Source organism: Pseudomonas sp. TWP3-2 (assembly GCF_049897765.1).
Lineage (GTDB): Bacteria > Pseudomonadota > Gammaproteobacteria > Pseudomonadales > Pseudomonadaceae > Aquipseudomonas.
The window spans coordinates 143611-165555 of sequence record NZ_JAFCWW010000002.1 but is presented as its reverse complement, the minus strand read 5'-3'; the positions used below and the strand labels follow the sequence as shown (position 1 = coordinate 165555).

Annotated in this window: 20 protein-coding genes; 5 read left to right on the top strand and 15 right to left on the bottom strand. The window is 59.1% G+C overall.

The window, feature by feature from the left end:
* Positions 1–77: 77 nt before the first annotated feature.
* The 10 genes from ACP7EE_RS03835 to ACP7EE_RS03790 form a co-directional block, all read right to left on the bottom strand.
* Positions 78–974 carry a peptidoglycan DD-metalloendopeptidase family protein gene (locus ACP7EE_RS03835; RefSeq protein ID WP_426203346.1) on the bottom strand — a complete coding sequence of 299 codons (897 nt, stop codon included), beginning with the start codon at positions 972–974 and terminating at the stop codon, positions 78–80.
* A 164-nt stretch (positions 975–1138) separates the two neighbouring features.
* Positions 1139–1450 (bottom strand): helix-turn-helix domain-containing protein, encoded by a 312-nt coding sequence (locus tag ACP7EE_RS03830; RefSeq protein WP_426233610.1) that lies wholly within the window; start codon positions 1448–1450, stop codon positions 1139–1141.
* Positions 1451–1453: 3 nt separating this feature from the next.
* A complete protein-coding gene (locus ACP7EE_RS03825) occupies positions 1454–1777 on the bottom strand; it encodes a type II toxin-antitoxin system RelE/ParE family toxin (protein WP_426233608.1) in 324 nt (107 codons plus the stop codon).
* Between the two features lie 290 nt (positions 1778–2067).
* Positions 2068–3024 (bottom strand): response regulator, encoded by a 957-nt coding sequence (locus ACP7EE_RS03820; protein ID WP_426203349.1) that lies wholly within the window; start codon positions 3022–3024, stop codon positions 2068–2070.
* Positions 3025–3200: 176 nt separating this feature from the next.
* Complete coding sequence (phoU, locus tag ACP7EE_RS03815) at positions 3201–3962, bottom strand: phosphate signaling complex protein PhoU (protein ID WP_420649314.1); 762 nt, start codon at positions 3960–3962, stop codon at positions 3201–3203.
* Positions 3963–4036: 74 nt separating this feature from the next.
* Positions 4037–4870 carry a phosphate ABC transporter ATP-binding protein PstB gene (gene pstB / locus ACP7EE_RS03810; RefSeq protein WP_426233606.1) on the bottom strand — a complete coding sequence of 278 codons (834 nt, stop codon included), beginning with the start codon at positions 4868–4870 and terminating at the stop codon, positions 4037–4039.
* Between the two features lie 183 nt (positions 4871–5053).
* On the bottom strand, positions 5054–6724 hold the full coding sequence (gene pstA, locus ACP7EE_RS03805) for a phosphate ABC transporter permease PstA (protein WP_426233604.1): 1671 nt from the start codon (positions 6722–6724) through the stop codon (positions 5054–5056).
* A 16-nt stretch (positions 6725–6740) separates the two neighbouring features.
* Positions 6741–9023, bottom strand: a complete 2283-nt coding sequence (locus ACP7EE_RS03800) for an ABC transporter permease subunit (RefSeq protein WP_426233602.1) — start codon at positions 9021–9023, stop codon at positions 6741–6743.
* A gap of 191 nt (positions 9024–9214) precedes the next feature.
* Complete coding sequence (locus ACP7EE_RS03795; RefSeq protein ID WP_426203356.1) at positions 9215–10213, bottom strand: phosphate ABC transporter substrate-binding protein PstS; 999 nt, start codon at positions 10211–10213, stop codon at positions 9215–9217.
* Positions 10214–10402: 189 nt separating this feature from the next.
* Positions 10403–11701, bottom strand: a complete 1299-nt coding sequence (locus ACP7EE_RS03790; protein ID WP_426233600.1) for an MFS transporter — start codon at positions 11699–11701, stop codon at positions 10403–10405.
* A 364-nt stretch (positions 11702–12065) separates the two neighbouring features.
* On the opposite strand from ACP7EE_RS03790, the gene ACP7EE_RS03785 reads away from it, so the two are divergent.
* Both ACP7EE_RS03785 and ACP7EE_RS03780 read left to right on the top strand, forming a co-directional pair.
* On the top strand, positions 12066–12470 hold the full coding sequence (locus ACP7EE_RS03785) for an acyl-CoA thioesterase (RefSeq protein WP_003229628.1): 405 nt from the start codon (positions 12066–12068) through the stop codon (positions 12468–12470).
* 57 nt (positions 12471–12527) lie between these two features.
* The gene (locus tag ACP7EE_RS03780; protein ID WP_426233598.1) at positions 12528–13427 is read left to right on the top strand and encodes a D-hexose-6-phosphate mutarotase; all 900 of its coding nucleotides are present in this window, start codon (positions 12528–12530) and stop codon (positions 13425–13427) included.
* Between the two features lie 171 nt (positions 13428–13598).
* Here ACP7EE_RS03780 and ACP7EE_RS03775 read toward each other — a convergent pair whose 3' ends face one another.
* The 4 genes from ACP7EE_RS03775 to purE form a co-directional block, all read right to left on the bottom strand.
* Positions 13599–14135 carry a DUF3299 domain-containing protein gene (locus ACP7EE_RS03775; protein WP_426203364.1) on the bottom strand — a complete coding sequence of 179 codons (537 nt, stop codon included), beginning with the start codon at positions 14133–14135 and terminating at the stop codon, positions 13599–13601.
* 90 nt (positions 14136–14225) lie between these two features.
* On the bottom strand, positions 14226–14471 hold the full coding sequence (locus ACP7EE_RS03770) for a GlsB/YeaQ/YmgE family stress response membrane protein (RefSeq protein ID WP_426203366.1): 246 nt from the start codon (positions 14469–14471) through the stop codon (positions 14226–14228).
* Positions 14472–14581: 110 nt separating this feature from the next.
* Positions 14582–15664, bottom strand: a complete 1083-nt coding sequence (locus tag ACP7EE_RS03765; protein WP_426233596.1) for a 5-(carboxyamino)imidazole ribonucleotide synthase — start codon at positions 15662–15664, stop codon at positions 14582–14584.
* 10 nt (positions 15665–15674) lie between these two features.
* Positions 15675–16166, bottom strand: a complete 492-nt coding sequence (purE, locus tag ACP7EE_RS03760) for a 5-(carboxyamino)imidazole ribonucleotide mutase (protein ID WP_095081226.1) — start codon at positions 16164–16166, stop codon at positions 15675–15677.
* Positions 16167–16678: 512 nt separating this feature from the next.
* On the opposite strand from purE, the gene ACP7EE_RS03755 reads away from it, so the two are divergent.
* Positions 16679–17284: a reprolysin-like metallopeptidase gene (locus ACP7EE_RS03755; protein ID WP_426233594.1), complete on the top strand. Its 606-nt coding sequence runs from the start codon at positions 16679–16681 to the stop codon at positions 17282–17284.
* A gap of 208 nt (positions 17285–17492) precedes the next feature.
* On the opposite strand, the gene ACP7EE_RS03750 is transcribed toward ACP7EE_RS03755, so the two are convergent.
* Positions 17493–18404, bottom strand: coding sequence for a LysR substrate-binding domain-containing protein (locus tag ACP7EE_RS03750; protein ID WP_426203372.1), 912 nt, complete (start codon positions 18402–18404; stop codon positions 17493–17495).
* 180 nt (positions 18405–18584) lie between these two features.
* Here ACP7EE_RS03750 and ACP7EE_RS03745 point away from each other — a divergent pair, with 180 nt between their 5' ends.
* Positions 18585–20009, top strand: a complete 1425-nt coding sequence (locus tag ACP7EE_RS03745) for an aspartate ammonia-lyase (RefSeq protein ID WP_420649323.1) — start codon at positions 18585–18587, stop codon at positions 20007–20009.
* Positions 20010–20496: 487 nt separating this feature from the next.
* The gene (locus tag ACP7EE_RS03740; protein ID WP_426233592.1) at positions 20497–21945 is read left to right on the top strand and encodes an alanine/glycine:cation symporter family protein; all 1449 of its coding nucleotides are present in this window, start codon (positions 20497–20499) and stop codon (positions 21943–21945) included.

Sequence of the window (21945 nt, the reverse complement as noted above, 5' to 3'; positions counted from 1 at the left end):
ATTAAGGGCCGCTGCGCGACCCAACGGGGATAAATCCCCTCGCCACAAAAGCCCTCTGCATTTGAGCCGTATCGTTGCTATTTCTTGCCCAACGCAAAGTTGGGCAATGCCCCCAGTGGCTGGTTGAACTGATACGGAATCGACACCAGCCCCAGCCCGGTATTGCGCTGCACCACGAAGTGCAGATGCGGTCCGCTGCTGTTGCCGGTGTTGCCTGACAGCGCCAGCGCGCTGCCCACCGTTACTCGCTGACCCTCGCGCACACTCACCGACCCTTGCTTGAGATGCAGATACACGCCCATCGTGCCGTCGTCGTGCAGCACCCGCACGAAGTTTCCCGATGGATCGCTGCCACGCCCGCTCTGCGAGTTCTCGGTTTTCACCACCACCCCTGCCCGCGCGGCAATGATCGGCGTGCCGACCGGCATGGCGATGTCCATCGCATAGCGATTCTTCGGCCCGAAGTGGCTGTACTGGCCCTCAGCGCCCTGACTCAGACGGAATGGCCCGCCACGCCACGGTAGCGGATAGCGATAGCTCTGCGCGGCGCCTGCGGGGTCGCCCAGCGAATACTGGAATTGCGGGCTATACACCAACGGCTTGCCGCCAGTGATCGCCGTCAGCAGCGCCAGCCGTGTGTTGCTGCGCGCCGGCAGCACCCGGCGAATGGTTTGCTTCGGGACACCACGCACGTTGCTCAGGCCGGTGAACGCCAGCGCAATCTCCACCGGCGCATACAGATCGTTGCGCACGAACACCACGTCCATGCCCTTCTGCTTCTTGATGTCGAGATACACCTGACGCTCAAGGCGCTCGACCATGCGGTCCTGAAACACGAACACCTTCGCGCCTTTGCTCGGACGGTCGCTGTACGAGACCACTCCGTTGGCATCGGTGGATTTGTAGATAGTCATGGCCACAGCCGAGGTGCAGGCCATGAACAGACCACAGAAAAACAGCAGGCGCGCGAGCATGGGCAAAGATTCTGTCTGAGTAAGGCCTGAAAAAGAGCCTAGCAGGTGAGACAGTCCAGGGTAGTGGAGAGATGTTTCAAATTTGACACAGCGGGAGATGGATGGTGCCCCATCGCAAGCAAATCAGCTCCCACAGGATTTCTGATCATCCTGTGGGAACAGGATCAAGCCATCTGCATCGAGTCAGCAGCCGGGAAACAGATGTCTACTTCCAGACTCGCTGCCGCAGAAAGGTTGACCAAGGCATCCAGCGAAAACTTATCAATCTTGCCGTTGAGCATATCGTTGAGCCTGGGCTGAGTTATCCCAAGACGCTTGGCCGCATCCTTCTGCGCGAGCTCCCACGCCCGAATGGTCGCGCAAAGCGTGCGCATCAGCTTGGCTCGCAGACGCATGTTGGCCGCTTCCTGCGGAGTTTCTTCCAGCGCGTCCCAAATACTGGAAAAGCGCTGCGGCGGGTTTTGATGATCCTTCATGATTCAACTTATTTCCTGATATCTGGCACGTGCCAGTTCGATATCCCGCGTTTCGGTTTTGCGAGTGGTCTTGTGCATGGCGTGCAGCACATAGATGGCGTCAGGCCGATTGACCACATAAAACACTCGAAACGCCCCTGAGTCCTCGGTGATTCTAATTTCATTCACCCCTCGCCCAACAGTCTTCATAGGCCGCCAATCGAAGGGTTCCTCTCCTTGCTGCAACAGGTCCAGCTGAAATCCAGCAGCCCTGCGGGCATCGAGCGGGAATGCTTTGAGATCCTTGAGCGCACTCCCGACAAACACCACATCCTTGTGTCTTGGCATCGACTTCTCCTATTACTGAGAACGAAAGCGTAATAGGCAGTGGGATTTTCGGCGCTTCGGTGTGTTGCAAGGAATGGCAGAGAGTAAAGCACTTAATAGCAGGCTATATCGTAGTTGATATAAATCAAGTGCCCAGCTATCAAATCAGATACGCGGTATAGCTGGCTTTTCGGATAACGGGAGACCCATCGCCAGCAGGCTGGATCCCACATTTGAAATGCATTCCAATGTGGGAGCCACGGTGCGACGATTCGACCTGCTGGCGATGGCGGACTGTCAGGCGACGAAGATTACGCGCCCGGAACGAAGTGCTTCTGCGCTGTGCCGCGGGCGATCAGGCGGGAGATGTAGTCGAGCTTCTGTGCGTCCTGGTCGACGAAGCGGAAGGTCAGTTGCAGCCAGTCGCTGTCGGGTTTCTGCTCGAAGGCGACGATGGCGTGCAGGTAGCCGTTGAGGCGGGCGATTTCGGCGTTGTCGCCTTGCTCCAGGTCGAGCACGGCGCTGTCGAGGATCTGTGGCAGGGTGTCGGTGCGTTTCACCACCAACAGCGCTTCCTTGATGCTCAGGGCCTTGATCACGCATTGCTGGGTGCCGCTCGGCAGGCGCAGTTGGCCCTGACCGCGACCGCTGGCTGGCGACGACGCGGGCACAGGTGCCTTGACCGGCGGGCTGTTCAGCAGGCCGCGTTGCGGGGCGGCGGCAGGTGCCGGGGCAGCAGCGACAGGCTTGGCGAACGGGTTGACCACCGCAGCAGCCGGGGCGCCGCCGACTACAGCAGCTTTGCCGCCAGTCAGTGCGCTCAGGGAATCATTGCCGAACGCCGAGTTCATCTTGGTTGGCGCGCTGTTCATCAAGGTGTCGAGTTTGCCGACCTTGTTCAACGCCTGCTTGACCTTGGTCAGCAGTTGCTCGTTGGTGAACGGTTTGCTGACGTAGCCGGAAACGCCGGCCTGAATCGCCTGCACGACGTTTTCCTTGTCGCCACGGCTGGTGACCATGACGAAGGGCATGGTCTTGAGATTGTCTTGCTCACGGCACCAGGTCAGCAGTTCCAGACCGGACATTTCCGGCATTTCCCAGTCGCACAGGACCAGGTCGAACGCTTCCTTGGCCAGCATGGCCTGAGCCTTTTTACCGTTGACGGCGTCCTCGGTGCGGATCCCCGGGAAGTAATTACGCAGGCACTTTTTCACCAGGTCACGAATGAACGAAGCATCGTCCACGACCAACACACTGATCTTGCTCATCCAACACCCCTATTAAAATCCCGGCAAGCATAACGCTGGCTGATGGCACATTGCCAAAACTCTTCAGTCACGCCGGGACTTTTCGTTCGCGGGTGCTGCTTTTTAATTCGATTGATTGAAAAGCACCGGAAACAAAAACGCCCGGCCAAAGGGCCGGGCGCTTTTCTCAGGCAATCTTACTTATCGTCAACTTCGCCCGGAACATTAGCGGTTTCGCCACTTGTGCCTTCAACTTCTTCCTTCATGCGCTTGAGGCCCATGTGGCGCACGTCGGTGCCGCGCACCAGATAGATCACCAGTTCCGAGATGTTACGCGCGTGATCGCCGATGCGCTCCAGCGAACGCAACACCCAGATAATGCTCAAGACCCGCGAGATAGAGCGCGGGTCTTCCATCATGTAGGTCGCCAGCTCACGCAAAGCGGTCTTGTATTCGCGGTCGATGATCTTGTCGTACTGCGCCACTGACAACGCCAGATCGGCGTCGAAGCGCGCGAACGCGTCCAGCGCATCGCGGACCATGTTGCGCACCTGGTCGCCGATGTGGCGAACCTCGACGTAACCGCGCGGCGCTTCGCCTTCTTCGCACAACTGAATTGCACGGCGGGCGATTTTGGTCGCTTCGTCACCGATGCGTTCGAGGTCGATCACCGACTTGGAAATGCTGATGATCAGACGCAGGTCGGACGCCGCTGGCTGCCGACGAGCGAGAATGCGCAGGCATTCTTCGTCGATGTTGCGTTCCATCTGGTTGATCTGATCGTCGATCTCACGCACTTGCTGAGCCAGGCCCGAATCGGCCTCGATCAGTGCGGTGACTGCGTCGTTGACCTGCTTTTCCACCAGACCGCCCATGGCCAGGAGGTGGCTGCGCACCTCTTCCAGCTCGGCGTTGAATTGCGCGGAAATGTGGTGGGTAAGACCTTCTTTACTAATCATCTTGGCGTCCTTGGAGCGTCCGGTAAGGTGCGGCGGGCCGCAGCGTCAATTCAGTGAGCGACAACCAGCATCTGCTAGCCGTAACGACCGGTGATGTAGTCTTCGGTCTGCTTCTTGGCCGGATTGGTGAACAGCGTGTCGGTGTCGCCGAATTCCACCAGTTTGCCCATGTACATGAACGCCGTGTAGTCCGAAACCCGCGCAGCCTGCTGCATGTTGTGGGTCACGATGACGATGGTGAACTTGGATTTCAGCTCGTAGATCAGCTCTTCGACTTTCAGCGTCGAGATTGGATCAAGGGCCGAGCACGGTTCGTCGAGCAGCAACACTTCCGGCTCAACGGCGATGGTGCGCGCGATCACCAGACGTTGTTGCTGACCACCGGACAGACCGAGTGCCGACTCGTGCAGACGGTCTTTGACCTCGTCCCACAGCGCCGCACCTTTGAGTGCCCACTCGACCGCTTCGTCGAGGATGCGCTTCTTGTTGATGCCTTGAATGCGCAGACCGTAAACCACGTTTTCGTAGATGGTTTTCGGGAACGGGTTGGGCTTCTGGAACACCATGCCGACACGACGACGCAGTTCGGCAACGTCTTCGCCCTTGCGATAGATGTTGTTGCCGTACAGGTTGATCGCGCCTTCGACCCGGCAGCCGTCAACCAGATCGTTCATGCGGTTGAAGGTGCGCAGCAGCGTGGACTTGCCGCAGCCGGACGGGCCGATGAAGGCGGTCACGCGCTGTTTCGGAATGTTCATGCTGACGTCGAACAGCGCTTGTTTCTCGCCGTAGTACAGGCTCAGGCCCGGCACTTCCATGGCCACGGTTTCCTGCGCCAGGTTCAGGCTCTGCTTGTCGCGACCCAAGGCAGACATGTTGATGCCGTGAGAGTGTGTTTCGTGCTGCATGGGAAATCCCCTGTGCTAACAAATCCGGTTCGTTTAACCACTGGCCTGGCCAATGGGTACTAAAAATCTGTGGCTTGCGCCGATCCTTGTGGGAGCTGGCTTGCCAGCGATGGCATCACCGCGGTGCTACTGGCAGACCGAGTCGCCTGCATCGCTGGCAAGCCAGCTCCCACAGGGTTTGTGTTAACTGTCCAAGGCTTTGTATTTTTCGCGCAGGTGGTTGCGGATGTACACGGCCGAGAGGTTCAACGTCGCGATCACCAGCACCAGCAGCAGCGCCGTGGCGTACACCAGCGGGCGGGCCGCTTCGACGTTCGGGCTCTGGAAGCCGACGTCATAGATGTGGAAGCCCAGGTGCATGATCTTCTGATCGAGGTGCAAGTACGGGTAGTTGCCGTCCACCGGCAGCGACGGCGCCAGTTTCACCACACCCACCAGCATCAGCGGCGCCACTTCACCCGCAGCACGGGCCACGGCGAGAATCATGCCGGTCATCATCGCCGGACTGGCCATCGGAATGACAATCTTCCACAAGGTTTCGGCCTTGGTTGCGCCAAGCGCCAGCGAGCCTTCACGCACGGTACGCGGAATACGCGCCAGACCTTCTTCAGTCGCGACGATCACCACCGGCACCGCCAGCAGCGCCAGGGTCAGCGATGCCCAGAGCAGACCCGGCGTACCGAAGGTCGGGGCCGGCAATGCTTCAGGGAAGAACAAGCGGTCAACCGAGCCGCCCAACACGTAAACGAAGAAGCCCAGGCCGAACACGCCGTAAACAATCGCCGGAACACCCGCCAGGTTGTTCACCGCAATCCGGATGATCCGGGTCAGGGTGTTCTGCTTGGCATATTCACGCAGGTACACCGCCGCCAGCACACCGAACGGGGTGACGATCATCGCCATGATCAGGGTCATCATCACCGTGCCGAAAATCGCCGGGAAGATCCCGCCTTCGGTATTCGCTTCGCGCGGGTCATCCGAGAGGAATTCCCAGATCTTGCTGAAGTAGAAGCCGATCTTGGTCATCGTGCCCATGCCGTTCGGCTGGTAGGCGTGAACCACTTTGCCCAGACTGATTTCCAGCTCTTTGCCGTTGGCATCACGAGCGGTCAGTGCGTCGCGGTTGAACTGCGCATGCAGATCGGCCAGCCGCGCTTCGATGTCCTGATAACGCGCATTGAGTTCGGCGCGCTCCGACTCCATGTCCGCCTGAGCGGTGGCGTCGAGCTTGCCTTCCAGTTCCAGTTTGCGGCCGTGCAGACGGATGCGTTCGAGACCGGCGTTGATCGCGCCGATGTCGGTTTTTTCCAGCGACTTGAGCTGCGCGGCGAGATCGTTCACACGGTTGATCCGCGCTTGCAGTTCCGGCCATGCGGCTTCGCCTTCGGCGATGACCTTGCCGTCCTGTTTGACGTTGACCAGGTAGCCGTAGAAGTTGCCCCACTCGCGACGCTCGATGGCCATCAGCTCAGGCGGCGTGGTCTGGTTGGTCAACCAGTCACCGACGATCCAGGTGAAGTCGTTGCCATTCAAGTCACGGTTACCGACCTTGATCAGCTCGCGGGTCATGAATTCCGGGCCGGCGTCCGGCACCGGCAGGCCGGCACTCTTCAGACGGGCGCGCGGCACTTCTTCCTTCTGCACCACTTCGCCGACTACAAGGTGCTGGGCCTGGCCCGGCACGTCGTAGCTGGCGTGGATCAGATCCGCCGGCCAGAAGTGACCCAGACCGCGCACGGCAATCACCGCCAGCAGGCCAATGGTCATGATGACCGCGATGGACACCGCGCCACCGCTGATCCAGACGCCCGGGGCGCCGCTCTTGAACCATCCTTTCAGGGAGTTCTGTTTCACAGACTTCTACCTTTGCTTAAAGCGACGAGTATTTCTTGCGCAGACGCTGACGAATCAGCTCCGCGAGTGTGTTCATGACGAAGGTGAACAACAGCAGCACCAGCGCCGAGAGGAACAGCACGCGGTAGTGGCTGCCGCCGACTTCCGACTCGGGCATTTCCACCGCGACGTTGGCTGCCAGCGTGCGCAGACCTTCGAACAGGTTCATTTCCATGACCGGGGTGTTACCGGTGGCCATCAGCACGATCATGGTTTCGCCGACCGCACGACCCATGCCGATCATCAGCGCCGAAAAGATGCCCGGGCTGGCGGTCAGAATCACTACGCGAGTCATGGTCTGCCATGGCGTGGCACCCAGCGCCAGCGAACCCAGAGTCAAGCCGCGCGGCACGCTGAACACGGCGTCTTCGGCAATCGAGTAGATGTTCGGGATCACCGCAAAACCCATGGCCAGACCGACTACCAGAGCGTTGCGCTGGTCGTAGGTGATGCCCAGATCGTGGGAGATCCACATGCGCATGTCGCCGCCGAAGAACCAGTTCTCCATGAACGGGCTCATGTACAGCGACAGCCAACCGACGAACAGAATCACCGGGATCAGCAACGCACTTTCCCAACCATCCGGGACGCGCAGACGGATCGACTCAGGCAGGCGGCTGAAAGCGAAGCCTGCGACCAGGATGCCGATCGGTAGCAGCATCAGCAGGCTGAAGATGCCCGGCAGATGCCCTTCCACATACGGCGCCAGGAACAGACCGGCGAAGAAACCGAGGATCACCGTCGGCATCGCTTCCATCAGCTCGATCACCGGCTTGACCTTGCGGCGCATGCCCGGAGCCATGAAGTACGCGGTGTAGATCGCAGCGGCAACCGCCAGTGGCGCGGCCAGCAGCATCGCGTAGAACGCAGCTTTCAGGGTGCCGAAGGTCAGTGGCGACAGGCTCAGTTTCGGTTCGAAATCTGTGTTGGCCGCGGTCGATTGCCAGACGTATTTAGGCTCGTCGTAGTTCTCGTACCAGACCTTGCTCCACAGCGCGCTCCACGACACTTCAGGGTGCGGGTTTTCCAAAAGCAGCGGTTGCAGCTTGCCGCCGGCCTCGACGATCACGCGGTTGGCGCGCGGCGACAGACCGAACACACCCTGCCCTTCGACCACTTGATCGACCAGCAAAGTACGGTGCGCGGTACTGTGGAACACGCCGAGCTTGCCGCTGGCGTCGAGGGCGAGGAAGCCCTTGCGACGTTCTTCGGCAGAGATTTCAACGATCGGCGACTTGCCCATCTGGAAGGTACGAATCTGCTTCAGGCGCAGCTCGCCATCCGGGTCGCGGGCCATGAACCACTGCGCGAGACCACCGGTGGAGTCACCGACGATCAGCGAAATACCACCGACCAGTTGCGTGGTGGCGGTGACTTCGGCGTCGCCGTTTTCCAGCAGTTTGTAGCGACCGTTGAGGCTCTTGTCGCGCAGGCTGAACACGTCGGCCTGAGCACGCCCGTTGACCACGTACAGCCACTGCTGACGCGGGTCGACGAAGATGTTTTTCACCGGCTCTGTCATCTGCGGCAGATCGATACGCTTCTGCTCGTTGGTGACTTCGCCGGTCATCAGGTTTTCTTCGCTGGTCAGCGACAGCACGTTGAGCTGCGAACCGCTGGAGCCGACGAGCATCAGCGTTGTGTCGGTGGCGTTGAGGCTGACGTGCTCCAGCGCACCGCCGCTTTCATTCAACGCAATCGGCGCTTCGCCATACGGATACTCGATAGCAGGGCTGATGGTTTTCTTGCCATCGGGGTAGCTGACTTTGTAGGTGTGGCGGAACACCAGCGCCTGGCCGTTGGACAGACCCACGGCGACCAGCGGATGACCTGGCTGGTCTTCCCCGATGGAGGTCACGCTGGCGCCTGCCGGCAATGGCAGATCGACGCGCCTTAATTCAGCGCCACTGTCGATGTCGAAGAACAATGCCTGGCCCTTGTCGGAAACGCGCATGGCCACCTGATTCTGCTCTTCGAGCGAGATCATCAGCGGCTTGCCGGCGTCCTGCATCCAGGCCGGGGTGATCGCGTCTTGCGCGCTCAGGTCGGCACCTTTGAACAGCGGCGCAACCACGTAGGCGAGGAAGAAGAAGATCAGCGTGATCGCTGCCAGCACCGCCAGACCGCCGACGAGGACGTACCAGCGAGTGAAGCGATCCTTGAGCGCACGGATACGGCGCTTGCGTTGCAGCTCAGGCGTATTGAAATCAATGCGCTTGGGAGGATTATTAGTCATTTGGGAATTGGCCAGATCATTCATGCGCTCACCCTAGCGATCCTGTATGACAGAAAGATGACAATGCAGTGACGCAGCAAATCCACCGCCAGCGGGACTGGAGGAGGATCAGAAGAATTCGAAGGTTTTCAGGACCTGTGCAGGAGCTGTCGAGTGAATCTCGACAGCTCCTGCAGGGTTCCTGCAGGTTCGGGGTTTAGCCCGAACCTAAGGTGTTACTTCTTTGCGACAGCGCCGCCTTCCTGCAGACCCAGGTCAGCCAGTGCTTTTGCAGCAACCTTGGCTGGCAGTGGGATGTAGCCGTCTTTCACCACAACTTCCTGACCCTGCTTGGACAGAATCAGCTTCACGAACTCGGCTTCCAGCGGGGCCAGAGGCTTGTTCGGGGCTTTGTTGACGTACACGTAGAGGAAACGCGACAGCGGATACTTGCCGTTCAGGGCGTTCTCTTCGGTGTCTTCGATGAACTCGGTGCTGCCTTTCTTGGCCAGAGCAACGGTTTTCACGCTAGCGGTCTTGTAGCCGATGCCCGAGTAACCAACGCCGTTCAGCGAAGAGCTGATCGACTGCACAACCGAAGCCGAGCCTGGTTGTTCGTTGACGTTAGGCTTGTAGTCACCTTTGCACAGGGCTTCTTCCTTGAAGTAGCCATAAGTGCCGGATACCGAGTTACGACCGAACAGTTGCACCGGCTTGTTGGCCAGGTCGCCGGTCACACCCAGGTCGCCCCAGGTTTTCACGTCGGCTTTTGCGCCGCACAGACGAGTGGACGAGAAGATCGCGTCAACCTGTTCCATGGTCAGGTGCTGGATCGGGTTGTCCTTGTGAACGAATACAGCCAAGGCATCCACGGCAACCGGGATTGCAGTTGGCTTGTAGCCGTACTTGGTTTCGAAAGCCTGCAGCTCGTTGTCCTTCATCTTGCGGCTCATCGGGCCCAGGTTAGCGGTGCCTTCAGTCAACGCAGGTGGCGCGGTCGACGAACCGGCGGCCTGAATCTGGATGTTTACGTTCGGGTATTCTTTTTTGTAGTTCTCAGCCCACAGGGTCATAAGGTTGGCCAGAGTATCGGAGCCGACGCTGGACAGGTTGCCCGACACACCAGTGGTCTTGGTGTAGCTCGGGATCGCAGGGTCAACAGCGGCAACCGCGTTGGCAGTCGCAACGCCAGCAGCGACAAAAGTCATTGCCGCCATCAAACGCTTCAGTTTCATGCCTTACTCCTAGCAGATAGGGTGTGTTAAGTCGGGGCCAAGTATCAGCAGGCCGTGTGAACACTCTATGGCTGAAATATGACAATTGGATGAAAGGCCAGCATTCGGAGTTTTTACAGGATGATTCATTCGACCCTAATCGCTAGCAGGCTAGCGATTGGGCCGGTACAGCTGCCGATAATTTCCGGATCAGCGCCCCTTATTCCACAACCACGCCCCCACCAGAATCCCCATGCCGCAGAGCACCGCCACATAGTAAGCAGGCCCCATCGGGCTTTCTTTGAGCAGCAGGCTGACGACCATAGGAGTCAGGCCGCCGAAGATCGCGTAGGCGACGTTGTAGGAAAACGACAAGCCGCTGAAACGCACGACTGGCGGGAATGCTTTGACCATCACGTATGGCACTGCGCCGATGGTGCCGACCAGGAACCCGGTCAGCGCATACAGCGGGAACAGCCAGTTCGGGTGATCGGCGAGGCTGTGATAGAAGGTCCACGAGCTGATCAAAAGACCAAGGCAGCCGAAGACGAACACGCGACCCGCGCCGAAGCGATCGGCCAGTGCGCCGGAGATAATGCAGCCAATGCTCAGGAACACGATGGCCAGGCTGTTGGATTGCAACGCCATGGTCGGCGAGAAGTGGTAAACCGTTTGCAACACGGTCGGAGTCATCAGGATCACCACGACGATCCCGGCCGACAGCAGCCAGGTCAGCAGCATCGAGATTGCAATCGCTCCGCGATGATCACGCAGCACTGCGCGCAGCGGCACTTCTTCGGCCAGGGCTTTGCGCTGTTGCAGTTCGGCGAACACCGGAGTTTCGTGCAGCCAGCGGCGCAGGTAGACCGAGAACAGGCCGAACACGCCGCCGAGCAGGAATGGAATCCGCCAGGCGTAGTCCGAGACTTCCACTGGCGTATAAATGCTGTTGATCGCGGTGGCGACCAGCGAGCCGAGCAGGATGCCGGCAGTCAAACCGCTGGTGAGGGTGCCGCAGGCGTAGCCCATGTGCCTTTGCGGAACGTGTTCGGAAACGAAGACCCACGCGCCCGGTACTTCACCGCCAATCGCCGCGCCCTGGATCACGCGCATCACCAGCAGCAGGATCGGTGCCCACATGCCGATCTGCGCGTAGGTCGGCAGCAGCCCCATGATCAGGGTCGGCACGGCCATCATGAAAATGCTCAGGGTGAACATCTTCTTGCGCCCCAGCAGGTCGCCGAAGTGCGCCATGACAATGCCGCCCAGCGGCCGCGCGAGGTAACCGGCGGCGAAGATGCCGAAGGTCTGCATCAGGCGCAGCCACTCCGGCATGTCGGCCGGGAAGAACAGCTTGCCGACTACAGTGGCGAAGAACACGAAGATGATGAAATCGTAAAACTCCAGCGCGCCCCCCAAGGCCGATAGCGACAGAGTCTTGTAGTCATTGCGGGTCAACGGTCGTGCGGGTTGGTCGGGCTGCGCGAGGCTCGAAGGCGCTGAGGTCATGGCGAGGTCTTCTCTTATAGTCGGATCTGCCGCCACAACAACGCTGGCTGTGGCTCGGGCAGGTTCGGCACCATAGCAAATTGTTCGAAAAAGCACATAGAGGCGCGTAATTGACGGTCGAAATGAGAACCGGACGGTCGTCGCGGAGTCTACCGACCGATATACTCGCAACCTGCACCGGTTTGTAAGGGGTTGCTGTGCGAAAACGTCGCTGGAGACGTCAGTCGGTTTCGCAGAGTTTCCCTCTCAGGCGCCTTATGGAAAACGTGACGAACGTAGTATGTTCGGTGCTGAATCGTTTTTCCCGAAGACGGCTACCACCAGCAGCACCAAAGAAGAGTCACGGGTCAGAGGCACCCCCGGCATGATAGAGCTCGAACAAGAAGATCCGATCCCGCAAGGCGACCTGGCCCTGCAAATCACCGCACTCCCGCGCGAAACCAACGGCTTTGGCGATATTTTCGGCGGCTGGCTGGTAGCGCAGATGGATTTGGCCGGCACGGCCATGGCCAGCCGCGTGGCCGGTGGCCGCGTCGCGACCGTTGCGATTGACCGCATGGCGTTCCTGGTGCCGGTCGCCGTTGGCGCGCAATTGTCCTTTTATACCCAGACCCTGGAAATCGGCCGCAGCTCGATCCAGATGATGGTCGAGGTGTGGAGCGACGATCCGCTGTCCAGCGAGTGGCGCAAGGTCACCGAAGCGGTGTTTGTGTTCGTCGCCATTGATGGCAGCGGTCGCACCCGCTCGGTTCCGCCGCGCGCGCGTTAAACATCGCGGCCGTTTTGCGGTCGATAGTCGTCCAAGTGTCTGATCGAGAGCCGTCCCATGAGCACGCCCAACGTTGAAGCCGTGAAACTCGATGAACTGAACTGCTGGCGCATTCGTCACGGTCAGGCCGAAGTGCTGGTGGCCCAGCAAGGCGCGCACATTCTCAGTTATCAGGTCGACGGCCAGCCGCCGCTGATCTGGCTCAACGACAAGGCCGAGTTCAAGACCGGCAAGAGCATCCGCGCCGGCGTGCCGGTGTGCTGGCCGTGGTTCGGCATCTTCGCGCGCAACCCCGAAAGCGTTCAGGCGATGCGCACCAGCGCAGAACCTGCTGGCGCTCACGGTTTTGTCCGGGCGATGGACTGGGAGTTGGGTGGCATCGAGGCTGAAGGCGATGGCCTGAAGGTCGAATTCAAGCTGCCGTACCCTGAAGGCGGTTTTCCCGGCTGGCCGCATCAAGTGGATCTGACGCTGACGTTGCGTCTCGATGAGCAGCTGCACATCAGCCTGAGCAGCCACAACCGTGGCAGCGAAACCGTCAGCCTCAGTCAGGCGTTGCACACCTACTTCGCCGTCAGCGATGTTCGCAATGTGCGCGTCGAAGGTGTGGATGGTCTGGATTACATCGAAACGCTGGACGACTGGAACACGCATACCCAGCAAGGCGATCTGCGCTTTGCCGGGGAGACCGACCGCATCTATCTGAATGCGCCGCCGCAGTTGAGCATCGTTGATCCGGCGTGGGAGCGACAGATTGTGCTGACCACCACCGGTTCGCGCACGGCGGTGATCTGGAATCCGTGGATCGACCGCGCCGCTGCACTCAGTGATATGGCCGATGACGGCTGGCAGCGGATGTTGTGTATCGAGACGGCGAATGTGATGGGTGATGTGGTGAACCTGGCGTCCGGCGCCAGTCACACGATGGGCGTCAGCATCGGTTCGAAACCGCTCTAGGCCACAGCGCAAATCCAATGTAGGAGTGCGCCTTTGTGGCGAGGGGATTTATCCCCGTTGGACTGGGCAGCAGGCCCCTGCTCTTGAATTAAAAAGCCGGGGCCGCTCCGCGACCCAACGGGGATAAATCCCCTCGCCACAGGGGTTCACTCTAGATTTGTTCGGTACGTGTTAAAGATCAGATTCTTCCACCACCCGCACCTTGTCGGCATCCAGGGCATAAGCCGCATCGGCCAGGTCATTGCTGACTTTCTCGACCTTCAGCGTGCCTGTCACCCATAACGGCGTGTAGATGTCGTCCAGCTTCAAACCTTTCGGATACCGCACCAGCACCAGTTGATTCGGCGGCGGTGGCGGCACGTGGATGCACGCGCCCGGATACGGTACGAGGAAGAACAGTGTGCTGCGACCTTTGGCATCGGATTCCAGCGGCACCGGATAACCACCGATGCGGATGTGTTTGTCGTTCATCGACGCCACGGTTTTGGTCGAATACATCACCGCCGGCAAACCTTTGGCCTGCTTCATCCCGCCCTTCTCGGTGAAGGTGCCGGTAGCTTCCGGGGAGTCGTGGTCGATTTCAGGCATGGCCTCGAGGGCTTTCTGATCCGACTTGGGCATCAGGTCGAGCCAGTCGGTTTCCGGCAATTCGCCGGCGTGGGCGAGACCGCTGCCCAGCAAAAGGAGAGTCAATAAAAGACGGCGCATGAAGGTGCTCGGTTTATAGAAGGGTATGCACAACGCCGAGCATTCTAGCCCTCCCGACCCGATTGGCCGAGAGGGCTTTGTCGCTTTGGATCAGTTCTTTTTGATCAGGCCGTAGATCACCAGCAACACGACCGCACCGACCAGCGCGCCGAGGAAACCTGCGCCTTCGCCCGCGCGATAGATGCCCAGAGCCTGGCCGCCGTAAGTGGCCGCCAGCGAACCGCCGATACCGAGCAGGATGGTCATGATCCAGCCCATGCTGTCATCGCCCGGTTTCAGGAACCGAGCCAGCAGGCCGACGATCAAGCCGATAAAGATGGTTCCGATAATTCCCATGGCATTTCCCTCTGATTTGGTAGATATGCCAAAGCCTAGTCAGACTTTGGCATCCTGCCATGAGAGAACGGCGGCCCGTAATGGTTCCGCCGCTGCCACATGAAACTGTTTTACTCGGCGATCAGCGCTTCGACCTTGCTGATTTGCTGCTTGAGGGTCGCCATGTCGGCGCAGCGCAGGTTGGCGTGACCGACCTTGCGCCCGGCCTTGAAGGCCTTGCCGTAGTGATGGAGGTGGCAATCGTCGATGGCGATGACTTTCTCAACCGGTGGAACCACGCCGATGAAGTTGAGCATCGCGCTTTCGCCAACCTTGGCTGTCGAACCCAGCGGCAGACCGGCAACCGCCCGCAGATGGTTTTCGAACTGACTGCACTCGGCACCTTCGGTGGTCCAGTGCCCGGAGTTATGCACGCGCGGGGCGATTTCGTTGGCCTTGAGGCCACCGTCGACTTCAAAGAACTCGAACGCCATCACGCCGACGTAATCCAGCTGCTTGAGTACCCGGCTGGAATAGTCTTCGGCCAGGGCCTGCAACGGGTGATCGGTGCTGGCGACCGACAGTTTGAGGATGCCGCTGTCGTGGGTGTTGTGCACCAACGGGTAGAACTTCGTTTCGCCATCGCGAGCACGCACAGCAATCAGCGACACTTCACCAGTGAAAGGCACGAAGCCTTCCAGCAAGCAGGCGACGCTGCCCAGTTCGGCGAAGGTGCCGACCACATCTTCCGGTGTGCGCAGGACTTTCTGGCCCTTGCCGTCGTAACCCAGAGTGCGGGTTTTCAGCACGGCCGGCAGACCGATTGCAGCGACTGCGGCATCCAGATCGGCTTGCGACTGAATGTCAGCAAATGCCGGGGTCGGAATCCCCAGATCCTTGAACATGCTCTTCTCGAACCAGCGATCACGCGCGATGCGCAGGGCTTCGGCGCTCGGGTAGACCGGGACGAATTGCGAGAGGAATGCCACGGTTTCAGCAGGAACGCTTTCGAATTCGAAGGTCACCAGATCGACTTCATCGGCGAGCTGGCGCAGATGATCCTGATCGCCGTAATCGGCGCGCAGGTGTTCGCCCAATGCGGCCGCGCAAGCGTCCGGCGCCGGGTCGAGGAAAGCGAAGTTCATGCCCAGCGGAGTGCCCGCCAAGGCCAACATGCGACCTAACTGGCCGCCACCGATTACACCGATCTTCATCTCAACAACCTCAGGCAATACGTGGGTCTGGATTGTCCAGGACGCTGTCTGTCTGCTCGGCACGGAAGGTTTTCAGCACCGCGTGGAATTGTGGATGCTTGGCGCCGAGGATGCTCGCCGAGAGCAGCGCAGCATTGATCGCGCCGGCCTTGCCGATGGCCAGAGTAGCGACCGGAATGCCTGCTGGCATCTGCACAATGGACAGCAGCGAATCAACGCCCGAGAGCATCGACGACTGCACCGGCACGCCCAACACCGGCAGGTGGGTCTTGGCCGCACACATGCCTGGCAAGTGGGCCGCGCCACCGGCACCGGCGATGATCACCTCGATGCCACGGCTTTCGGCCTCTTCGGCGTACTGGAACAGCAGATCCGGGGTGCGGTGGGCAGAGACCACTTTCACCTCGTAAGGGATGCCGAGCTTTTCCAGCATATCGGCGGTGTGGCTAAGGGTGGACCAATCGGACTTGGAGCCCATGATCACGCCAACCAGTGCACTCATCGTCGTGCCTCTTCTCTCTGGGCGCCCGCAGGCGCGTCAAAAACGACAAGCCACGCAGAAATGCGTGGCTTGTTGTAGGAAAAATGGCCGGGCGAACCGGCCGAAGGCCGCGCAGTATACCGCAATGAAAGCAATAAACAGCCCCCGTCACGACCATCTGTCTTGTGCCCGGAACTACACATTTTGCTGACTCGAGGTTCAAGAATATTTCTTCGATTTTTCATGCGTGAAGCATGGTCTACACATTGAATGGAGGAGCGTACTTAAACTTCCTTATGACGTCATGCAATAAAATTCAAAACATTCTCAGAGCATCAATAAAAACCAAATGATATAAAGCAACACCACATTTAAAACACAGGGAATCAAATAGTAAAAACAAGGATGCTGATATTGCACAGCCAACAAATCTATATTGAAAACACTTCCAAAAATCCAATGGCAGAATAGTCGAAACCATCAGACCTGCCCACAACTACCAAGTTAATTGAAATCATCAAAAGGATTTGAACATGGCCAACCAGCCTTTAACACTGAATGTCTTCATGCATGAGGACTTATCGAACTACAGCAGACAAAAATTGTACGAAACCCATTTCTCCTGGTTTGCCGACGAAATCCAGAACTGCTCCAACCGTAAATTAACAGTCAATATGTTCACTCCGTCAGAAGCAAAGGCCTTGAGTGACTGTGATTATAAAAACATCTCTTCCACTGTTACTTTGGCCGCCTGGAAAGAAAAGTTAAACAACCATTTTGGCCCCCAACTCCTGCATGACTCGCACACACGATTCAACAAGTATTTATTGCTGACCCGCAATAATATAAACCAAAGCATACTGGGTATCGCCCAATTCAAGGGCTATGCGGGTATAGCTTCAATAACAAGTGACATGACCCCTGCTCACGAAGCAGGCCACATGTTCGGTGCAACCCATGCAGACAGCGAGGTTCTGTACAACGGTTGGTGGAGCGAAACGGTCATGACTGCTGAATCCTCACCATTACGTGGTAATGCCAACCGTTTTAGCGATAAAAACAGACAGAACATTCGTAACTATCTCAACGGGCCAATCATCAGAACAAGTACGCCACGTCCCGATGATGATGATGACTGAAACTGATTTACACCCGTGGCACTTCTGATCATCCAATCCACATCACAATTACCCTGACAACCTGTGCCCATCCGGGTTAACCACAGAAAAAGCCAGAAAGGCTGTCTGGGGTACCTGGAAACACAGCCCTTTTGGTCAACAGAGACTGAGCGCTCTTCCAGCGGCCAGGCAGAGGCGAGAAACAACTTGCGCCTCTGCTTTCTTTCACTCAGTTATTACCGCTCGCCGCACCGCCCTCCAACTTGCGCCACAACAACCGCACATTGGCCTTGCGCACCAGCGCGCAGCGATACAGGCGAATCTCCAGCGGCACATGCCATTGCGGACCGCCGCAGACCACCAGTTCGCCACGGGCGAGTTCATTGCGCACGCTCAGTTGTGGCACCCAGGCGATGCCGAGACCTTCAAGCGCCATGCTCTTAAGGCTGTCGGCCATCGCCGTTTCATAGATGGTGGTGAAGCGCAGCCCACGCTGGCGTAGCAAACCGTTGACCGAACGACCGAGAAACGCCCCGGCGCTGTAAGCCAGCAGCGGCACACTGTGCTCGCCTTCGAGATCGAACAACGGCTTGCCATCGGCGTCCGCCGCGCACACCGGAAGCATTTCGGTCTGGCCCAGATGCAGCGACGGAAAGATCTCCGGGTCCATCTGCATCGCGGCGTCCGGGTCGTAGAACGCCAGCATCAGATCGCAGCCACCTTCACGCAGCGCGTGGACCGCATCGCCTACGTTGGTTGCCACCAGCCGCGTGGCGATGTTCAGTCCGTCGTTGCGCAGTTGTGCGATCCAGCGCGGAAAGAAGCCCAATGCCAGCGAATGCGCCGCCGCCACTTGAATCACCTCGCCCTGCCCGCCCTCCAGATGATGCAGATGCCGCAGCACTTCACCGAGCTGTTCGACCACGGTGCGCGCGGTCACCAGAAACAACTGCCCCGCCGCCGTCAGTTCGATCGGCGTGCGCGAGCGATTGACCAGCGTCAGCCCCAGCGCCGCTTCTAGGCTGCGGATCCGCCGACTGAACGCCGGTTGCGTCACGAAGCGGCGCTCCGCTGCTTGCGAGAAGCTGCGGGTGGCGGCCAGAGCACTGAAGTCCTCGAGCCACTTGCTTTCCAGATTCATCCTGTCCTCCCGGACACGCACCAAAACAGGTCACACGTCTGCCGCACACGCGGCGTCACACGGGCATTATGCCGAATATGCATAGGGCAGCGCTTAACAGCATTGGCCCAAAATTTCCCACAAGCCTAGCATTCGCAGCGTTCCGGCACAGACCGGGTCCATATCGAGATGATTTCCATCATGTCCTCCGCTGCATCATTCCGCACAGAAAACGACCTGCTTGGCGCCCTCGAAGTACCGGCTCAAGCGTATTACGGCATCCAGACCCTGCGAGCGGTGAACAACTTCCGCCTCTCCGGCGTTCCGATTTCGCATTACCCGAAACTGGTTGTTGGCCTGGCGATGGTCAAACAGGCCGCCGCTGACGCCAACCGTGAGCTGGGTCACCTGAGCGAAGCCAAACACGCTGCCATCAGCGAAGCCTGTGCACGTTTGATCCGCGGCGATTTCCACGAAGAGTTCGTGGTGGACATGATTCAGGGCGGCGCTGGCACTTCGACCAACATGAATGCCAACGAAGTCATCGCCAACATCGCACTGGAGGCCATGGGTCACCAGAAAGGCGAATACCAATACCTGCACCCGAACGACGACGTGAACATGGCGCAGTCGACCAACGACGCCTACCCGACCGCGATCCGTTTGGGTCTGCTGCTGGGTCACGACGCGCTGCTGGCCAGCCTCGACAGCCTGATTCAGGCGTTCGCAGCCAAGGGTCAAGAATTCAACCACGTTCTGAAGATGGGTCGTACCCAGCTGCAAGACGCCGTGCCGATGACCCTCGGTCAGGAATTCCGTGCTTTCGCCACCACCATGGGCGAAGACCTGGCCCGTCTGAAGACGCTGGCCCCGGAACTGCTGACTGAAGTCAACCTGGGCGGTACCGCGATCGGCACCGGCATCAACGCCGACCCGCGCTATCAGGCACTGGCTGTCGAGCGTCTGGCACTGATCAGCGGTCAACCGCTGGTGCCAGCGGCCGACCTGATCGAAGCCACTTCCGACATGGGCGCCTTCGTGCTGTTCTCCGGCATGCTCAAGCGCACCGCGGTCAAGCTGTCGAAAATCTGCAACGACCTGCGCCTGCTGTCCAGCGGCCCACGCACCGGCATCAACGAAATCAACCTGCCAGCGCGTCAGCCTGGCAGCTCGATCATGCCCGGCAAGGTCAACCCGGTTATCCCGGAAGCCGTGAACCAGGTGGCGTTCCAGGTCATCGGTAACGACCTGGCCCTGACCATGGCAGCCGAAGGCGGCCAACTGCAATTGAACGTGATGGAGCCGCTGATCGCGTTCAAGATCTTCGACTCGATCCGCCTGCTGCAACGCGCCATGGACATGCTGCGCGAACACTGCATCGTCGGCATCACCGCCAACGAAGCACGCTGCCGTGAACTGGTCGAACACTCGATCGGTCTGGTTACCGCACTGAACCCGTACATCGGCTACAAAAACGCCACGCGTATCGCCGGCCTCGCTCTGGCCAGCGGCCGCGGCGTGCTGGAACTGGTGCGCGAAGAAGGCCTGCTCGACGAAGCCATGCTCGCCGACATCCTGCGCCCGGAAAACATGATTGCTCCGCGTCTGGTTCCGCTCAAAGCCTGAGCCGACGCGTTATTGGTAGCACCGCTCACCAGGTCGAGGGACTAGACACCTCTCACCTTTTGAGGGCTTGGGGACTCAGTCTCCAAGCCCTTTTTTTTAACTTGTTTGCGGGATATGCCTCTGAATGACTTGTGTTTCTGATGCCGCCAAGATCGCAGCCTTCGGCAGCTCCTACAGAGTTTGACGTACACCTGTAGAGGCTGCCGAAGGCTGCGATCTGTTGATTTTGCAGCACCTCGTTTCGTCGCTTGCACCACTACCGTGCAGACGGGCGCCGCACTGATCGGTATAGTGCCGCCCCTCTTCGCGTGAGCGGTCGTCGGTAACGAGGCCACAACCCATGCGAAACCCGAACTAATAACAAACCCGCGAAATGGATCCGGGACGAAACCCTCGCCTCGCCTGTCGTGCCGCGCGCAGACCGGTGTAACGCGATGTTTCTGAACATCCAGAATTTGCTTACACAAAAAACAGCGAGGAAAAATCCATGCTCGAAGTCATCAACGACTTCCTCTCAGGGAAAGTACTGATCGTGCTCATTGTCGGGCTCGGTAGCTACTTCACGATTCGCTCGCGTTTCGTTCAATTGCGCCACTTCTTCCACATGTTCGCGGTGTTCCGCGACAGCCTGAAAAGCAGCGCCGGGCAACTCAGCTCGTTCCAGGCCCTGATGCTCAGCCTCGCCGGCCGCGTCGGTGCAGGCAACATCGCCGGTGTCGGCATCGCGGTGACCCTTGGTGGGCCAGGTGCGGTGTTCTGGATGTGGGTGACCGCACTGGTCGGCATGTCCAGCAGCTTCTTCGAATGCTCCCTCGGCCAGCTCTACAAACGCACAAATACCGACGGTACCTACCGCGGCGGCCCGTCCTACTACATCCAGCACGGTCTGCAGAAGCGCTGGCTGGGCATGATCATGGCGTTCCTGTTGCTGGTGACCTTCGGTTTCGCCTTTAACGGACTGCAGGCCCACGCCGTAACCCACTCGCTGAACAACGCCTTCGGCCTCGACACCACCTACACCGGCCTCGGTCTGGCGGTACTGCTGGGTCTGGTGTTCATCGGTGGGATCAAGCGCATCGCCAAGGTCGCTGACCTGCTGGTGCCGGTCAAAACCCTGGTTTACATCGGCGTGACCATTTACGTGATCGTCCTGCAATTCGACCACGTGCCAGCCATGTTGATGACCATCGTCAAGAGCGCTTTCGGCCTCGACCAAGCGTTCGGCGGTCTGATCGGCAGCGCCATCGTGATGGGCGTGAAGCGTGGTGTGTTCGCCAACGAAGCGGGTCTGGGCAGTGCGCCAAACGTGGCCGCCGTGGCTTCGGTTGAACACCCGGTTGCGCAAGGCGTGGTTCAGGCGTTCAGCGTGTTCCTCGATACCTTCGTGATCTGCACCTGCACCGCGTTGCTGATCCTGCTCTCGGGTTTCTACACCCCGGGCTTCGAAGGCGACGGCATTGCCCTGACGCAAAACTCGTTGGCCGCCGTGGTCGGTGAATGGGGCCGCATGTTCATCTCGGTCGCACTGGCGTTGTTCGTGTTCACCTCGATCCTCTACAACTACTACTTGGGCGAAAGCAATCTGCGCTTCCTGATCGGTGAAAACCGCAAGGCGCTGATCGGTTACCGCGCGCTGGTACTGGTGTTGATCTTCTGGGGTGCCATCGAGAACCTCGGCACCGTGTTCGCCTTTGCCGACATCACTATGACCATGCTGGCGTTCGTCAACCTGATCGCGCTGTTCATGCTGTTCAAGGTCGGCATGCGCATCCTGCGTGACTACGATGACCAGCGCGCAGCAGGCATCAAGACCCCGGTGTTTGATTCGAGCAAGTTCCCGGATCTGGACCTGGATCTGAAAGCCTGGCCAGCCAATCCGCCGGCTGTCACCAAGACTGAAAAACAGCCGCAAGGCGTACCCGCAGCGCAACGCTGA

What these genes read in the sequence shown, in the direction of transcription:
- ACP7EE_RS03835 (WP_426203346.1), bottom strand. Translation starts at nt 974, where the DNA reads ATGCTCGCGCGCCTGCTGTTTTTCTGTGGTCTGTTCATGGCCTGCACC.
- ACP7EE_RS03830 (WP_426233610.1), bottom strand. Translation starts at nt 1,450, where the DNA reads ATGAAGGATCATCAAAACCCGCCGCAGCGCTTTTCCAGTATTTGGGAC.
- ACP7EE_RS03825 (WP_426233608.1), bottom strand. Translation starts at nt 1,777, where the DNA reads ATGCCAAGACACAAGGATGTGGTGTTTGTCGGGAGTGCGCTCAAGGAT.
- ACP7EE_RS03820 (WP_426203349.1), bottom strand. Translation starts at nt 3,024, where the DNA reads ATGAGCAAGATCAGTGTGTTGGTCGTGGACGATGCTTCGTTCATTCGT.
- phoU (WP_420649314.1), bottom strand. Translation starts at nt 3,962, where the DNA reads ATGATTAGTAAAGAAGGTCTTACCCACCACATTTCCGCGCAATTCAAC.
- pstB (WP_426233606.1), bottom strand. Translation starts at nt 4,870, where the DNA reads ATGCAGCACGAAACACACTCTCACGGCATCAACATGTCTGCCTTGGGT.
- ACP7EE_RS03800 (WP_426233602.1), bottom strand. Translation starts at nt 9,023, where the DNA reads ATGAATGATCTGGCCAATTCCCAAATGACTAATAATCCTCCCAAGCGC.
- ACP7EE_RS03795 (WP_426203356.1), bottom strand. Translation starts at nt 10,213, where the DNA reads ATGAAACTGAAGCGTTTGATGGCGGCAATGACTTTTGTCGCTGCTGGC.
- ACP7EE_RS03790 (WP_426233600.1), bottom strand. Translation starts at nt 11,701, where the DNA reads ATGACCTCAGCGCCTTCGAGCCTCGCGCAGCCCGACCAACCCGCACGA.
- ACP7EE_RS03785 (WP_003229628.1), top strand. Translation starts at nt 12,066, where the DNA reads ATGATAGAGCTCGAACAAGAAGATCCGATCCCGCAAGGCGACCTGGCC.
- ACP7EE_RS03780 (WP_426233598.1), top strand. Translation starts at nt 12,528, where the DNA reads ATGAGCACGCCCAACGTTGAAGCCGTGAAACTCGATGAACTGAACTGC.
- ACP7EE_RS03775 (WP_426203364.1), bottom strand. Translation starts at nt 14,135, where the DNA reads ATGCGCCGTCTTTTATTGACTCTCCTTTTGCTGGGCAGCGGTCTCGCC.
- ACP7EE_RS03770 (WP_426203366.1), bottom strand. Translation starts at nt 14,471, where the DNA reads ATGGGAATTATCGGAACCATCTTTATCGGCTTGATCGTCGGCCTGCTG.
- ACP7EE_RS03765 (WP_426233596.1), bottom strand. Translation starts at nt 15,664, where the DNA reads ATGAAGATCGGTGTAATCGGTGGCGGCCAGTTAGGTCGCATGTTGGCC.
- purE (WP_095081226.1), bottom strand. Translation starts at nt 16,166, where the DNA reads ATGAGTGCACTGGTTGGCGTGATCATGGGCTCCAAGTCCGATTGGTCC.
- ACP7EE_RS03755 (WP_426233594.1), top strand. Translation starts at nt 16,679, where the DNA reads ATGGCCAACCAGCCTTTAACACTGAATGTCTTCATGCATGAGGACTTA.
- ACP7EE_RS03750 (WP_426203372.1), bottom strand. Translation starts at nt 18,404, where the DNA reads ATGAATCTGGAAAGCAAGTGGCTCGAGGACTTCAGTGCTCTGGCCGCC.
- ACP7EE_RS03745 (WP_420649323.1), top strand. Translation starts at nt 18,585, where the DNA reads ATGTCCTCCGCTGCATCATTCCGCACAGAAAACGACCTGCTTGGCGCC.
- ACP7EE_RS03740 (WP_426233592.1), top strand. Translation starts at nt 20,497, where the DNA reads ATGCTCGAAGTCATCAACGACTTCCTCTCAGGGAAAGTACTGATCGTG.